The following is a 15,997-nucleotide window of genomic DNA, read 5'->3' as shown; positions in this document are numbered from 1 at the left end:
TAAAAGCTTTCTGAAAGAAAGCTTGCTACGGAAGCATATGCTTAAATAATTCGCGGATTCGTTTCGTATCTAGTTTTCAAGTGATCAAACACTTGAACGTTTGGTGGCGATAGCGGAGGGGTTCCACGCGTACCCATCCCGAACACGACCGTTAAGCCCTCCAGCGCCGATGGTACTTGGACCGAAGGGTCCTGGGAGAGTAGGACGTTGCCAAGCGAAGGACCACTGTTGATAACATCGACAGTGGTTTTTTTGTTCCCTCACTCCTGTTGATAAGGGGCTTTTTTCATCCACAGCCCCCAATGTTTTTAACATTCCTTCATCTGAATTATGCACAGATAACGTTTTCGACTCTCCTTTCGCCAAAAAACCATCCACAAATACACAAAATGATCCCCATAACCCACAGATGATCGTGAATAATCACGAAAAGATCCCATCTTTATATAAGTTGTCCCCAGGTAAACAGGATAGATTGCAGGATGGATTGACTTTGCACACAGGTTTTGCCATACTCGTCTTTGAATTCAATGATTGTCATGACGATGATAGTCTGACTGAATTCGCAGGCACATCCTTAATAGGCGAGGTGGAAGCATGGAAATCCGGAATTTACGGGAAGATGAATTTGAGCAAAGCACTCGGCTAAGCGAATATGCTTTTCAATACAAGATGACTCCCGAGCGAAAGCAGCTGGCCAAAGAACGATTTAAACCTGAGCAGGTGTGGGGCATTTTTGACGAAGATGAGCAACTGGCTGCTAAGCTGGTGTTAATCCCGTTTACGGTATCGGTTCAAGGTGAGAGTTTTCCTATGGGCGGGATTGCGAGCGTTTCCACATGGCCGGAGAACCGAAGGCAGGGTTATATTAAGCATCTGTTGACGCATGCGCTGCAGCAGATGAATGAGAACGGGCAGGTCTTTTCCATGCTGCACCCCTTTTCCTACCCGTTTTACCGGAAATACGGCTGGGAAATGTTCAGCGAGTACAAGAAATATGTCATTTCTACCGATAAATTGCCGGCAAAGGTCGCCACTGAAGGTGCGATTCGGCGGGATATCAACGACGTGGATGTTCTGGATACGGTCTATTCTGCATTTTCCAAACGTTATAATGGATTAATGGTTCGGACGCGGGAATGGTGGACCCGTTCGGTATTGGATGAGGATGGACATACCGCGGTATATTATTCGGCATCAGGTGCGCCGGAGGGATATGTTCTTTATAAGGTGGAAAACAAGGAGTTCACCATCGATGAACTCGTTTATGTCACGGATGAGGCACGTCGTGCGCTATGGACTTATATCGCCAATCACGATTCAATGGTGACGCAGGTAATCGTCAATTTCATGCCGATGGATGACAGTCTTACATATCATTTGGCCGATCCGCGGATTAACCAGGAGATTATTCCATATGGGATGGCCCGTGTCGTAAATATGAAGAAACTCGTCGAAGCTTATCCTTTTACAGCCTCCAGCGAGGGGGGATCCGAGCGTCTAACTATTCAGCTGACGGATATGTATGCACCTTGGAATGAAGGCGTTTGGAGCTGGTCGTTCTCATCGGACGGAACCGCATCGGTTTCTCCATTGGATTCATCTCAAGAACAGCAGGAAGAGATCCTTAGCTGCGACATCCAGGCACTGACCGTCATGCTGTCGGGGTTCAAACGGCCGGCTGAACTATACCAATCCGGACGAATTGCAGGCAGTGCGAAGGCAGTGAGTATCCTGGAAGCGCGGATCCCCGCCCGACAGACCTTGTTTATGGACTTCTTTTAATTATGGAATAAAATACCTTGCTGTACAATTCTATTGAGCCGGGATCCGGTCAGAATAATAGCCCTCTGCATACGTTGCAGGGGGTTATTTCGCATCGGGGCGGTATAAAAAGAAGGAGAACGTCAAAAATGAAGATACACCCTCTTGGCAAAACGTGAGAATATGTTATAATTTAGATCAAAGAAAGTCAAAGTCAACGTAAATTCAAATGTATGTTTGTTTACGGTTGAACTCACAATAGTGAATGCGCAAGGTTTAGATCAGTTATAACATATTCACCGGGTTAAGATCCAGATTCGAGCCCACGACCATTGGTTAAGTTTAGAGAAGATGGTATGGGTATGCGAACGGACTAACGAATGACCATGAAGGTCTTGACGTTTTAACGTAATGGAGGATGAACAATGCGTAATATCTCTGATATTATTGAACAATATCTGAAGGGTATTCTGCATGATAGTCCCGAAGGAATGATTGAAATTCAGCGCAACGATCTGGCTGATCAGTTCTCATGCGTTCCATCCCAGATCAACTATGTGATCAGTACACGATTCACGCTGGAAAAAGGTTATCTTGTGGAAAGCAAGCGCGGTGGCGGAGGGTATATCCGGATTCAACGGATTGAACTCCCGCAATACTCGGCGCTTCATACGCATCTCCACCAAACGATTGGGGAACGCATCGATCAGAACGTGGCCGAAGGGCTGATCTATCAGTTGGAGGAGGCACGCATCCTTAGCAAACGCGAAGCGAGCATTATGCGCGCCGCGATATCCAGAGAGTGCCTGATGATCAAGCTTCCTTACCGGGATGAGATACGTGCTCGGCTGATGAAGGCGATGCTGATTTCTTTGTTAGGCAAATAGGCTTACGGAGAAAAAGGAGGTACATCGGTATGCTTTGCCAAGAATGTGGTAAGAGACCGGCGACTCTCCATTTTACCAAGATTGTGAATGGTGAGAAGACGGAGTTTCATTTTTGCGAATCCTGTGCCCGGGAGAAAGGGGAAATGATCCCCGGAACCTCTGGCGGATTTTCTATACACAGCCTGCTGTCTGGTCTCATGGACATTGACATGGCCGGCAAAGGGGCGGCAAGCAGCGCCAAGGCTGCTCAATCGCTGAGATGCGAAGAGTGCGGGATGACGTACTCGCAGTTCAGCAAGATCGGCCGGTTCGGCTGCAGCTCCTGTTATAAGTACTTCGGCAACCGCCTGGACCCTCTGCTCAAAAGAGTTCACGGCAGTACCGTACATGTCGGCAAGCTGCCCAAGAGAGGCGGCAGCAAAATTCAAGCCAAACGGAAAATCGACGGCTTGAAGCTCGAGCTTAAGCAGCGTATTCACGAAGAGGAATTCGAAGAGGCTGCGAAGCTGCGCGACCAGATCCGTACGCTTGAGAAAGAATTGTCGGAACAGTAAAGTTCACTCGAAGGAGGAGGAATGCGTGATGCCAAATCTCCGGTTTACCGAGAAAGCGCTGAGCGATTGGATGCGCGGCCAGGCCGATGCTTCCGAAATCGTCATCAGCAGCCGGGTTCGGGTTGCGCGCAACCTGCAGCATCTTCCTTTTCCGCTATTGGCCACCCGCCAGCAGTCGGAGGAAGTGCTCAAACGTCTGACGGGTATTCCCAGTGATCACCTTCAGTCTTTTGGAACTTTTTATACCGTGGAGCTCGACCACATCGATCCGCTGGACAAAAGGGTGCTGGTAGAGAAGCATTTGATCAGCCCCAATTTGGCGAATGAATCTCAGAACGGCGCGGTGATCCTCAGTGAGGACGAATCGGTCAGCATTATGATTAACGAAGAGGACCATCTTCGCATTCAATGTCTATACCCCGGTTTTCAAATCCGCCAAGCCTGGGAGAAGGCCTCGAGCATTGACGATAAATTTGAGGCATACATCGATTACGCCTTTGACGATAAGCACGGGTACTTGACCAGCTGTCCAACCAATGTGGGCACAGGCCTGCGGGCTTCGGTCATGATGCACCTCCCGGCGCTGGTGATGACCCAGCAGATCAACCGGATTTTATCCGCTGTTTCACAAGTTGGGCTCACCGTTAGAGGAATTTACGGGGAAGGCAGCGAAGCAATAGGTAACCTGTTCCAAATTTCGAATCAGATTACCTTGGGACAGACCGAGAATGAAATCATCGACAACCTCCACAGCGTCGTGCTGCAGATAATCGAGCATGAGAAAAATGCACGCACGCGGCTTATGAACGATTCCAGACTCCGCATTACCGACCGCATCAAACGGTCCTACGGGATTTTATCCTACGCGGAAGTGATGGATTCGAAGGAGGCGGGGCAGCGTCTCTCCGACGTGCGCCTTGGGGTTGACCTCGGGATTCTCGAAGGACCGTCCATTTCGGTGATGAATGAACTGAATGTGATGACCCAGCCGGGCTTCCTGCAGAAAACCTACGGTCACGATATGAACACTGAAGAACGCGATATTTACCGGGCGAAGCTCATCCGGGAAACCCTCGGAAAGCGCTGAGCCTTTATGATATACAGCTTTACGATGAAGGACGCAAGTGGAGAAGCGATGATAAAACTCATGGAGGTGCAGGAGATATGATGTTCGGAAGATTTACGGAACGTGCGCAGAAGGTGCTCGCATTGGCACAAGAGGAAGCGGTTCGTTTAGGGCATAACAACATTGGTACGGAGCATATTTTGCTCGGACTGATCCGGGAAGGGGACGGCATAGCCGCTAAAGCTTTAATCGGACTCGGACTTGGCCTTGAAAAAATCCAGGATGAAGTGGAAACGCTCATCGGACGGGGGCAGGAACAGCCGACGAATATCGCTTATACCCCTCGCGCCAAAAAGGTAATTGAGCTGTCCATGGACGAAGCGCGTAAATTGGGTCATACGTATGTGGGCACAGAGCACATCCTGCTCGGCCTCATTCGCGAAGGCGAAGGCGTGGCCGCCCGTGTGTTGAATAATCTCGGCATCAGCCTGAACAAGGCACGCCAGCAAGTGCTGCAGCTGCTGGGCAGCAGCGAGGCTGTATCCAGCCATCACGGCAACCAATCCAACGTCAGCACGCCGACGCTCGACAGCCTGGCCCGTGACTTGACTGCGATTGCCAAGGAAGGCAACCTGGATCCGGTCATCGGCCGCAGCAAAGAGATCGAAAGAGTTATCCAGGTCCTCAGCCGCCGGACCAAAAACAATCCGGTGCTGATCGGTGAGCCGGGGGTTGGTAAAACCGCTATCGCCGAAGGCCTGGCGCAAAAGATCATCAACAACGAAATCCCGGAAACGCTGCGTGACAAACGCGTCATGACGCTGGACATGGGATCGGTTGTAGCCGGTACGAAATACCGCGGTGAATTCGAGGACCGCTTGAAGAAAATCATGGATGAGATCCGCCAAGCGGGGAACATCATCCTCTTTATCGACGAGCTGCATACGCTGATCGGTGCCGGCGGCGCGGAAGGCGCCATCGACGCATCGAACATTCTGAAGCCGTCGCTTGCCCGCGGCGAGCTGCAGTGCATCGGTGCCACCACGCTGGATGAGTACCGCAAATATATCGAGAAAGACGCCGCTCTGGAGCGCCGTTTCCAACCGATCACGGTGGATCAGCCGTCTCCGGAAGAAGCAATTCAAATTCTGTTCGGCCTGCGCGACCGCTACGAAGCGCATCACCGCGTGAAAATTACGGATGAGGCGATCGTGGAAGCCGTGAAGCTGTCGGACCGCTACATTTCCGACCGGTTCCTGCCGGATAAAGCGATCGACCTGATCGACGAGGCGGGCTCCAAAGTAAGGCTTCACACATACACCATTCCGCCGAATCTGAAGGAACTGGAAAGCCGGCTTGAAGATATCCGCAAGGAAAAAGATTCGGCTGTGCAAAGCCAGGAATTCGAGAAAGCGGCAGCCCTTCGCGATACGGAGCAGAAGATCCGCGAAGAGCTGGACGTTACAAAGAACCAATGGAAAGAAAAACAGGGCCGTACGGACTCCGAAGTGACGCCTGAGGATATCGCCCAGGTTGTGGCCAGCTGGACCGGCATTCCGGTCAGCAAGCTGAAGGAAGAAGAAACGGAACGCCTGCTGAATATGGAGACAATCCTGCACGAACGTGTTATCGGCCAGGAAGAAGCCGTCAAAGCGGTCAGCCGCGCGGTAAGACGTTCCCGTGCCGGTCTGAAGGATCCGAAACGTCCGATTGGATCGTTCATCTTCCTTGGACCTACGGGTGTCGGTAAAACTGAGCTGGCCCGTGCTCTAGCCGAGGCGATGTTCGGCGACGAAAATGCGGTAGTCCGTATCGACATGTCCGAGTACATGGAGAAACACTCCACGTCCCGGCTGGTCGGAGCGCCTCCACTCCACGTCCCGGCTGGTCGGAGCGCCTCCGGGATACGTCGGCTATGACGAAGGCGGCCAGCTGACCGAAAAAGTACGCCGCAAGCCGTACTCGGTCGTTCTGCTGGACGAAATCGAGAAGGCGCACCCTGAAGTGTTCAACATTCTGCTTCAAGTGCTGGAGGACGGCCGTCTGACCGACTCCAAGGGCCGCGTGGTGGACTTCCGCAACACGCTGATCATTCTGACCTCCAACGTCGGTGCGGAAGCGATCAAGCGGAACTCCACGATGGGCTTCACGGCAGCTGCTGACGCCGGGGCCGATTACAACAACATGAAAGATAAAGTGATGGGAGAGCTGAAGAAGAGCTTCCGTCCAGAGTTCCTGAACCGGATCGACGAAATCATCGTCTTCCACTCGCTCGAAGAGAAGCACATCGCCGAAATCGTGACGACGATGACCGAAGAGCTGCGTAAACGCCTGCGCGAATTCGATGTCGACTTTACCCTGACGGATAAAGCCAAGGCATTCCTTGCGAAAGAAGGCTACGACCCGGCATTCGGTGCCCGTCCGCTCCGCCGGGCGATCCAGAAGCATATCGAGGACCGTCTGTCGGAAGAATTGCTCACGGGCCATGTGTCCAAAGGCGACTCGCTGATCATCGACGAAGAGGACGGCGCGCTGACGGTCAACAAAAACGAAAATGTATCGGCCAATACACAGTCGTAAATGAGCCGGTGACTTCATACGAAGCCTGAAACAACAAGGGATTGCCCCGCCGGTTTTTATGGACCCGGCGGGTCGGTCCCTTTTCTGTTTGTTTCGCAGTGAAAAATCAATGTAAAGTTTTTGGATAGACTTTACGATAAATCTTAATAAATGGTAAACTTAAAATAATGCCAAAATTCTGAGGTAACGACATAATTAGACAAATTGGCGGCAGCAAAGGAGAGAGCATGGCCAAATCGAAAACGAAATTTTACTGTACCGAGTGCGGCTATGAAGCTGCCAAGTGGTACGGAAAGTGTCCGGGCTGCCAGGCCTGGAACTCGATGGTAGAAGAAACGGAAAGCATCATCAAGACGCAGGGGATGAATTCCCCGCTTTTTCATAGTAAAGAAAAGCCGCTTTCGATCATAAATATAGAGAGCAGCCAGGAAGCAAGGGTGCTGACCGGGATCGGCGAGCTCAACCGCGTTCTGGGCGGCGGGATCGTTCCCGGATCGCTCATTCTCGTCGGGGGCGACCCCGGCATCGGCAAGTCGACCCTGCTCCTGCAAACGTCGCACGCTCTGACGCAGTCCGGCCTGCGCGTGCTGTACGTGTCCGGTGAGGAATCGGTCCGTCAGACCAAGCTCCGGGCGGACCGCCTCGGCGCCCTGTCGCCGGAACTGTATGTTCTGTGCGAGACGAATATGGATCTGATCGAAGAGGCGATCGAGAGTGTAAAGCCTCAGTTTCTGGTGATCGACTCCATCCAGACGGTCTACATTCCCGAGGTGACCAGCGCGCCGGGAAGCGTGGCGCAGGTCCGGGAATGTACGGCCCGGTTTATGCGGGTAGCCAAGGGGCTCGGCATCGCCACCGTCCTTGTGGGGCATGTTACAAAGGAAGGGGCCATCGCCGGACCGAGGCTGCTGGAGCATATGGTGGACTGTGTGCTTTATTTTGAAGGCGAGCGTCATCATACCTACCGGCTGTTAAGAGCCGTTAAGAACCGCTTTGGATCGACTAATGAGATCGGCATTTTCGAGATGAACGAGGTCGGGCTGGTCGAAGTAGGGAACCCGTCGGAGCTGTTTCTGTCCGAGCGCCCGCTCGGCGTGGCGGGATCCACGGTCGTGGCCAGCATGGAGGGCACCAGACCCGTCCTGGTCGAGCTTCAGGCCTTGATCTCTTCCACGCATTTTCCGTCACCCCGGCGCATGTGTACCGGGATCGACCATCACCGGATGGGACTGATCATTGCGGTGCTGGAGAAGCGGATGGGCATGTTCCTGCAGAATCAGGATGCGTACCTGAACGTGGCAGGGGGCGTCAAGCTGGACGAACCGGCAGTCGATCTGGCCATCGCCGTCAGCATCGCCTCCAGCTTTCGGGATATTCCGACAAAGCCGTATGACGTCATGTTCGGCGAAGTCGGCCTGACCGGCGAAGTCCGGGGCGTCTCCCGTGTGGAACAGCGCGTCCGGGAAGCGGAGAAGCTGGGGTTCAAGCGGATTATTTTACCGGAGAAAAGTTTGAAAGGATGGAGGCACCCCAAAGGTATTGAAATCATCGGAGTGAGTACCGTTGCAGATGCACTAGCGGTCGCGTTAGATTAGGGGGCAAATGAAGATGAAAGAACCGAGCCAATTGGAGAAAATGAACGATTTATTGAAGCTCGTGGCACCCGGCACGCCGTTTCGCGACGGCCTGGAAAACGTGCTGCGCGCCAAAACCGGGGGACTGCTGGTGGTCGGCTACAGTCCCGAAGTGATGGAGGTTGTGGACGGAGGCTTCTCCATCAACTGTGATTTTTCGCCCAACTACTTATATGAGCTGGCTAAGATGGACGGGGCCATCATTTTGAGCGAGGACCTGAAGCGGATTCTGTATGCCAACACCCAGCTGATTCCGGATTCATCCATTTCTTCGATCGAAACGGGGATTCGGCACCGGACAGCCGAGCGGGTCGCCAAACAGACCGGCAAGCTGGTCGTGTCGATTTCCCAGCGCCGGAACATTATTACCTTGTACCAAGGGACGCTCCGCTACGCGTTGAAAGAGATCGGCGTCATTCTGACCAAAGCCAATCAGGCGCTTCAGACGCTGGAGAAGTACCGGGCGGTGCTGAACCAGTCGCTGACAAACCTGTCGGCTTCCGAATTCGAAGAGTTGGTCACCGTTCCCGAAGTGGTCAACGTCATTCAGCGCGTGGAGATGGTTCTGCGCATCAAGATGGAAATCAAGCGATACATCAACGAGCTGGGGAACGAAGGGCGCCTGATCAGCATGCAGATGGAAGAACTCGTAAGCAACATGGAGGAAGAAGCCTGGCTCCTGTACAAAGACTATGCCCGTGACGACAACGATGAGAAGATCCGCGAGATGATCGCCGGACTGAAACGGGCGACCGACGACGAGCTGCTCGATATCCACTATGTCGTCCGCCTGTTGGGATATCCGTTGTCGGCCGCAACCTCAGAAGAGTCTGTAGCACCCCGTGGTTACCGGATCCTCAATAAAATTCCACGTCTGCCGAACGTCATCATTCACAACCTGGTGGAACGCTTTGAACGGCTGCCGCATATCATGATGGCTACGATCGAAGAATTGGATGAGGTGGATGGAATTGGCGAAGTCAGAGCCCGCAATATTAAAGAGGGACTGAAACGCTTGCAGGAACAAGTATTCATTGACAGACAAATTTAAATGCCATACAATCAATGGATGACATGGGGGTACTACGATATTTGAGGTGAGAAAATGTTTACGAAATCAATTCCGAACATGTGTACCTTGGGTAACTTGTTTCTCGGAATGGTAGGGATTATGCTGGCCCTCGACAACAAGCTTAGCTTGGCGGCCATCATGATTATCATTGCAATGCTTCTCGACGGATTGGACGGCCGGGTGGCCCGGGCGCTCAATGCACAGAGTGAGTTGGGCAAGGAACTGGACTCCCTCTCGGATGTAATTTCCTTTGGTGTTGCACCCGCTCTTATCATGTACATTTCTTGTTTCCACGATATGCATCACGCGCTGATCTGGACGGTAACCGCCGTATTTCCCATGTGCGGGGCGCTTCGGCTTGCCCGCTTCAACGTCCAATCAGGCAGCCCGGGATACTTTATAGGTCGAAGGCGATGATGTACGCGCCGTTCGTCATCCTTGCCGCAGTTGCGGTCGCCGTTACGTTCCCGGATCAGCTCTCCAAGCTGATTTTCCTGCCGCTGGTGCTGTATGCCGCTTACGGTGTGAAGGAGAACGTGAGAAGGTTGTCGCGGAGACGCCGGCGCCATCGCGAGCAGTCCGATAAAGTGTTCAACGACCACTCCTCATAAACGACGTCCTGTTTAATAGAACGGGATGCAAAAAATAAAAAGCATTTATTTCCTGCCCGGAGCAGCGAGATAAATGCTTTTTTTGATGTATAAAAAATCTTGTCGTCTATGACATGTTAAACAGACCGAGGGTAGAGCATTTTTGCGATTCCTTCCGGACCACTTCATCCATATTGATATCGAGCAGATTGCACAGCGCCGACATATAGAACAGGTTCCGCCCGAGCTCGGTGCTGATCACCTCGCGACAGTTCTCGCACAGCTCCCCTTGGACATGGGTCCGTACCGTTTCCTTGGCTTCCTCGAGGTTCAGTCCCGGAGCAAAGGTTTGTTTGGTGGCATGAAGTTCAATACAACCGCAATCCGTAATCGCCTTGGCGACGGACCGGTTAACGGAGGCACTGCTTTGTCCATTCTTTGACAATACATCCAGCAGACTGCGGTGACGGAGCAACAGTTCGGAAACCTGATCTTGAAAGTCTTGTAAACTTGGTGTGCCCATGTAACCTATTCACCTCTAACCTCTAGTTTTTTGAATTGAACTTATTATATTCCAGTCAATTCCCCATTTTCAACCAAAAACGAGACTTCTGTAGGATGGTACAAAAGAAAGGTTCAGCCGTCCAATAAAAATTGGAATATACAGGATTAGGTTGCTGCAAAATGGACCATACTGCTAATGAAATCTGCAACTATTAAAAATATGGATTTAAGGAGGTGAGGGAACTGATGCTGAGGAAATCGATCACGGCATTTGCCGGATTATGCGGGGCATGGATCGGGTACTCGCTGCATCATGCAGCAGGCTGGTCGTTCCCTGGAATTGGAATCGATGATTCGCTGTGGGGCAGCCTGATGTTCGCTGTGGTTGGCGCAATTTTATTTATGTTGATTGGTTCCCTGTGTGCTCAAGCTGTATCGTATCGTCTGCATTCGTTTATCGCTTCGTTCTCGAACACGCCGATGAATGAACTGGCGGCCGGAGCGTCGGGTCTGATCGGAGGACTGCTGCTGGCTCTATTAATCTACCCCAGCCTTGCCTGGATTGGACATGCCGGGGATTTGCTGGCTGTCGGCGTGACGTTTGTGTGCGGTTATATGGGACTCCGGATTGGCTTGGAAAAGAAAGAGGAGCTCGCTTCCCTGTGGACTTCCGGCAAATGGAGCCGGGGCGAGCTGCCGGAGGAACGCCGGATTGAGGAGCATAAAATTCTTGATACGAGCGTCATCATCGACGGTCGGATCGCGGACATCTGCAAAACCGGTTTTATCGAAGGAACGATCGTCATTCCCGAATTCGTACTGGAAGAGCTTCAGCATATCGCGGATTCCTCGGACCTCTTGAAGCGCAACCGCGGACGCAGAGGACTCGATATTTTGAACAAGATCCAGAAGGAGCTGGATGTCAGGGTGCTGATCTATGAAGGGGATTTCGAAGAAATTTCCGAAGTGGACAGCAAGCTGGTGAAGCTCGCCAAGGTGCTGCAGGGCAAAGTGGTGACCAACGATTTTAACCTGAACAAGGTATGTGAGCTGCAAGGCGTATCCGTACTGAACATTAACGATTTGGCCAACGCCGTGAAGCCGGTCGTCCTGCCGGGGGAAGAAATTATGGTGCAGGTGATCAAGGACGGCAAAGAGCATGGCCAGGGAGTGGCTTATCTCGACGACGGAACCATGATTGTGGTTGAAGGCGGACGCGACTATATAGGCAATATGATGGAAGTGCTGGTAACGAGCGTGCTGCAGACCTCCGCGGGGCGGATGATCTTCGCCAAACCGAAACTGTTGGAAAAAGCCCAGTAAACGCGGTATGATGGGGGTATACTCTTTTTCGGTCAGTTGTTGAGGAGGCTTTGCATCGACTTGGGCACAGAGAATCAGGTGGGCGTCATTGTGGTATCCGCGGGCCGCGGCTCCCGGATGGGGACGCAGGAAAGCAAGCAGTACCTTATGCTTGAAGACAAGCCCATCATTATGCATACGCTTGACATTTTTGAACAAATGCCGCTGGTGAAAGAAGTGGTCCTGGTCACCGGTGCGGACGATATTCCGCGCTGCGAGCAGTGGATCCAGGATTACGGACTTGGTAAAGTAACCAAGGTCATCGCCGGCGGAAGCGAAAGACAACAATCCGTATACAACGGCTTGATGGAAATTGGCACAGAATGGGTAATGGTTCATGACGGGGTTCGCCCGTTCGTGGAACCTGAACACATTGAGGCATGCTACCGGAAGGCGCTCCAGGAAGGAGCGGCCGTGCTGGCGGTGCCGGTGAAGGATACCATCAAGCAGGTGAACGATTCGGGGACGATTCTGGCGACCCCTGATCGCCGGAGTCTGTGGGCCATTCACACCCCACAGGCTTTTCGTCTTTCCGATTTGAAAAGGGCTCATGAACGCGCCGCAGCGGACGGCTTCGCCGGCACCGACGACTCTATGCTCGTGGAGCGGCTGGGCATTCCTGTGGCGGTTGTGGAAGGCAGCTATACGAATATCAAAATTACGACGCCGGAAGATTTGGAGTACGCCGCATTTATGCAGAAACGCAAGGGAGAGAAAAAGGGATGATACGTGTAGGACAAGGGTTTGACGTTCACCAGCTGGTGGAGGGCAGGCCGTGCATCATTGGCGGAGTCACGATTCCGTACGAGAAGGGGCTGCTGGGACATTCCGACGCGGACGTGCTGCTGCATGCCGTTGCGGATGCGATTTTGGGTGCGCTTGCGCTGGGGGACATCGGCAAGCATTTTCCCGATACGGATCCGGAATTCAAGGACGCGGACAGTTTGAAGCTGCTGCTGCATGTATGGGGCCTCGCCAAGGAGCGGGGATACCGCCTGGGCAACATCGATTCGACCATTATCGCCCAGCGTCCGAAAATGGCTCCTTATATTCCGCAGATGGCTGAAGTCATCGCCAAGGCGCTGGATGCCGACGTGACGCAGGTCAACGTGAAGGCGACTACGACGGAGCAGCTCGGATTCACCGGCCGGGGAGAAGGCATTGCAGCCCAATCGGTTGTATGCTTGATCCAAGATGTGCTATCATCTTGAAGGATTTAAGCTGGAATAGGGTAAAGTATTTCTGAACGGACTTTATTGATCAATGATATGACGGAGGGGATCAGGATGAGCAAAGTGCGCGTACGTTATGCACCGAGTCCAACCGGACATTTACATATTGGCAATGCCAGAACGGCGCTGTTTAACTATTTGTATGCCCGCAACCAGGGCGGAGAGTTTATTATCCGAATCGAAGATACGGACGTGAAGCGGAATATCGAAGGCGGCGAAGAAAGCCAGCTGAAGTATTTGAAATGGCTTGGCATGGACTGGGACGAAAGCGTCGATGTGGGCGGGGCGTATGGCCCTTACCGCCAGACCGAACGTCTGGACATTTACAAGAAATACTGGCAGGACCTGTTGGACCGCGGCTTGGCTTACCGCTGCTATTGCACCGAGGAAGAGCTGGAGAAGGAACGGGAAGAGCAGATCGCCCGCGGCGAGACGCCGCGCTATTCCGGCAAGCACCGTGACTTGACGCCTGAGCAGTGCCAGGCATTCGAAGCGGAAGGCCGGGTGGCCAGCATTCGCTTCCGGGTACCGGACAATAAGACGTACACGTTCAACGATATAGTCAAAGGAACGATTTCTTTCAATACCCAGGACACCGGTGACTTTGTCATTGTGAAAAAGGACGGCATTCCGACTTACAACTTCGCGGTGGTGCTCGACGACCATCTGATGGAAATTTCCCACGTCCTGCGCGGGGAAGACCATATTTCCAACACGCCGCGCCAGCTGATGATCTACGAGGCGTTCGGCTGGGAGCCGCCGCAGTTCGGTCATATGACGCTGATCGTGAATGAGAACCACAAGAAGCTCAGCAAGCGGGATGAATCGATCATCCAGTTCATCGAGCAGTACGACCAGTTGGGTTACCTCCCGGAAGCGATGGTGAATTTTATCGCCCTGCTGGGCTGGTCTCCGGAAGGCGAAGAAGAGATTTACAGCAGAGAAGAGCTGATCAAGATCTTCAATCCGGACCGCCTGTCGAAGAGTCCGGCCGTGTTCGATCAGAACAAGCTGGCTCACCTGAACAATACGTACATTAAGAATGCCGATACCGACCGGATTACGGAGCTGGCGATTCCGCACTTGCAGCGGGCGAGCCGCCTGCCGGCCGAACTGGATGAGGAGCAGAAGGCATGGACACGAAAGCTCGTCGCCCTCTATCAGGAGCAGATGACAGCCGCATCGGATATTGTCGATCTGTCGGAGGTGTTCTTCCGCTCTCATCTGGAAATCGATCAGGAAGCCCTGCCAGTACTGGCTGAGGAGCAGGTACCTACCGTATTGTCCGCGCTGCTGGCGAAGATCGAAGCTTCGGAGGAGTATACCGCTTCGCATATTGCCGCGCTTATCAAAGAGGTTCAGAAGGAGACCGGCGTGAAAGGCAAGCAGCTCTTTATGCCGATCCGCGTCGCGCTGACCGGCCAGATGCACGGCCGCGATCTGAACGAGACGATCTTCCTGCTGGGCCGCGGACGCGTTATCGAGCGGCTGAAATCGCAAATTAAGGGAGCATAAGTGGATTCTTTCTTGTAATCACGGCATATTCTAACCCATAAGCTCCCTGAAACACTTCTTGTCAGTAAGACGACTTATCGGCTATAATTACAAGCAAAATCAATTCGGCCCCGCTGTTACTGGGAGTGCCGAATGATCCAATGTGCGATCAGCGAAGATCAGGAGAAGTACATTGATCACGCCATTGACAGAGAGGGTGACCGCAAGGGAGGCGCAAGTTTTCCTTTAGGCTGGAAGTTACCTATTGGCCGGCAGTGGAAATGCACCTGTGAGCTGCATGGATGAGCGGAGGAGGATCTCCCCCGTTAGACTGTGCCGGACGTCCGCCGTTATGAGGACAGAAAGTGGGGCTTTTCGTTTGCGATGCAGTCTGCCGGAATTATCGGCGGGCACGTCAGCAGCAAGGCCCAAGCAGAGTGGGACCGCGCGTATAACGTCTCTGCAGCATGATGCTGCAGGGGCGTTTTTTGTTGAAAGAATCTTCGCTGGGCGTGTTGGGCTTCGATGAACAAGCGTCGATGATCGCTTTTGTTGTCAGGACGAGAAGGGGTTGTGCCTCCACGTAACGATGGAGAACAGAAGAAGCAAAGAGGGGAACGGATATGTTCAAGCAAATGAAATCGGATATCCAAACCGTATTCGAGAATGATCCGGCGGCCAGAAGTCTGTTCGAGGTCATTTTCACCTATTCCGGACTGCATGCCATCTGGGCTCATCGGGTTGCGCATGCACTGTACAAACGCCGGTGGTTTACGCTGGCGCGCGTGATTTCCCAGGTCAGCCGTTTCATGACGGGGATCGAGATCCATCCCGGAGCGAAGATCGGCAAGCGCCTGTTCATCGACCATGGCATGGGCGTGGTCATCGGGGAGACCTGTGAGATCGGGGACGACGTCGTCATTTACCAGGGCGTTACCCTCGGGGGCACCGGGAAGGAAAAAGGCAAACGGCATCCGACCATCGGCAACAATGTCGTCATTGCGTCAGGTGCGAAAGTGCTGGGTTCGTTTACGGTCGGAGACCAGTGCAACATCGGAGCCAACTCGGTCGTTCTGAAGGAAGTCCCCTCGAACAGCACGGTGGTGGGCATTCCGGGAAGAATCGTGAAGCAGGACGGGCGCCGGGTGGACCGTCTCAGCCACCAGCTGCCTGACCCGATCGTCGATTCGCTGCGAAGCATGCAGCAGGAGATCGAACAGCTTCGCGGTGAATTGGAAAGACTACACACGGAAAACAA

At 53.0% G+C, this 15,997-nt stretch carries 12 protein-coding genes, 1 rRNA gene and 2 pseudogenes; 14 read left to right on the top strand and 1 reads right to left on the bottom strand.

What is annotated here, in order from left to right:
• Positions 1-99 precede the first annotated feature (99 nt).
• The 9 genes and pseudogenes from rrf (at position 100) to pssA (ending at position 10,168) form a co-directional block, all read left to right on the top strand.
• Positions 100-216: ribosomal RNA gene (gene rrf / locus CPT76_RS03270) — 5S ribosomal RNA — on the top strand.
• A 381-nt stretch (positions 217-597) separates the two neighbouring features.
• Positions 598-1,785 (top strand): GNAT family N-acetyltransferase, encoded by a 1,188-nt coding sequence (locus CPT76_RS03265; RefSeq protein ID WP_105441913.1) that lies wholly within the window; start codon positions 598-600, stop codon positions 1,783-1,785.
• A gap of 404 nt (positions 1,786-2,189) precedes the next feature.
• The gene (locus tag CPT76_RS03260; RefSeq protein ID WP_076176703.1) at positions 2,190-2,651 is read left to right on the top strand and encodes a CtsR family transcriptional regulator; all 462 of its coding nucleotides are present in this window, start codon (positions 2,190-2,192) and stop codon (positions 2,649-2,651) included.
• Between the two features lie 29 nt (positions 2,652-2,680).
• Positions 2,681-3,205: a protein-arginine kinase activator protein McsA gene (gene mcsA, locus CPT76_RS03255; protein ID WP_105441912.1), complete on the top strand. Its 525-nt coding sequence runs from the start codon at positions 2,681-2,683 to the stop codon at positions 3,203-3,205.
• Positions 3,206-3,233: 28 nt separating this feature from the next.
• On the top strand, positions 3,234-4,292 hold the full coding sequence (gene mcsB, locus CPT76_RS03250; protein ID WP_105441911.1) for a protein-arginine kinase McsB: 1,059 nt from the start codon (positions 3,234-3,236) through the stop codon (positions 4,290-4,292).
• A gap of 77 nt (positions 4,293-4,369) precedes the next feature.
• A pseudogene (clpC, locus tag CPT76_RS03245) lies at positions 4,370-6,851 on the top strand (ATP-dependent protease ATP-binding subunit ClpC).
• 227 nt (positions 6,852-7,078) lie between these two features.
• Positions 7,079-8,446 carry a DNA repair protein RadA gene (gene radA / locus CPT76_RS03240; RefSeq protein ID WP_089549786.1) on the top strand — a complete coding sequence of 456 codons (1,368 nt, stop codon included), beginning with the start codon at positions 7,079-7,081 and terminating at the stop codon, positions 8,444-8,446.
• Between the two features lie 13 nt (positions 8,447-8,459).
• On the top strand, positions 8,460-9,536 hold the full coding sequence (gene disA, locus CPT76_RS03235; RefSeq protein WP_076176708.1) for a DNA integrity scanning diadenylate cyclase DisA: 1,077 nt from the start codon (positions 8,460-8,462) through the stop codon (positions 9,534-9,536).
• A 54-nt stretch (positions 9,537-9,590) separates the two neighbouring features.
• Positions 9,591-10,168 (top strand): annotated as a pseudogene (pssA, locus tag CPT76_RS03230) (CDP-diacylglycerol--serine O-phosphatidyltransferase).
• Between the two features lie 106 nt (positions 10,169-10,274).
• Here pssA and CPT76_RS03225 read toward each other — a convergent pair.
• Complete coding sequence (locus CPT76_RS03225) at positions 10,275-10,670, bottom strand: nucleoside triphosphate pyrophosphohydrolase family protein (RefSeq protein WP_076176710.1); 396 nt, start codon at positions 10,668-10,670, stop codon at positions 10,275-10,277.
• Positions 10,671-10,897: 227 nt separating this feature from the next.
• On the opposite strand from CPT76_RS03225, the gene CPT76_RS03220 reads away from it, so the two are divergent.
• The 5 genes from CPT76_RS03220 to cysE all read left to right on the top strand — a co-directional run.
• The gene (locus tag CPT76_RS03220) at positions 10,898-11,974 is read left to right on the top strand and encodes a PIN/TRAM domain-containing protein (protein ID WP_076176711.1); all 1,077 of its coding nucleotides are present in this window, start codon (positions 10,898-10,900) and stop codon (positions 11,972-11,974) included.
• 54 nt (positions 11,975-12,028) lie between these two features.
• Positions 12,029-12,739, top strand: a complete 711-nt coding sequence (ispD, locus tag CPT76_RS03215; RefSeq protein WP_374954596.1) for a 2-C-methyl-D-erythritol 4-phosphate cytidylyltransferase — start codon at positions 12,029-12,031, stop codon at positions 12,737-12,739.
• Positions 12,736-13,224: a 2-C-methyl-D-erythritol 2,4-cyclodiphosphate synthase gene (ispF, locus tag CPT76_RS03210; protein ID WP_105441910.1), complete on the top strand. Its 489-nt coding sequence runs from the start codon at positions 12,736-12,738 to the stop codon at positions 13,222-13,224. Before ispD ends, ispF begins: the two co-directional genes overlap by 4 nt.
• A gap of 75 nt (positions 13,225-13,299) precedes the next feature.
• Positions 13,300-14,760, top strand: a complete 1,461-nt coding sequence (gene gltX / locus CPT76_RS03205) for a glutamate--tRNA ligase (RefSeq protein ID WP_105441909.1) — start codon at positions 13,300-13,302, stop codon at positions 14,758-14,760.
• A gap of 602 nt (positions 14,761-15,362) precedes the next feature.
• The coding region (gene cysE / locus CPT76_RS03200) for a serine O-acetyltransferase (RefSeq protein WP_105441908.1) at positions 15,363-15,997 on the top strand (635 nt) is incomplete at its 3' end.

This window comes from Paenibacillus sp. AR247, from assembly GCF_002968895.1.
In the GTDB taxonomy this organism is placed as follows: Bacteria; Bacillota; Bacilli; order Paenibacillales; family Paenibacillaceae; genus Paenibacillus_AQ; species Paenibacillus_AQ favisporus.
The sequence above is the reverse complement of the archived record's forward strand: the minus strand, read 5'-3'. Positions and strand labels throughout refer to the sequence as shown.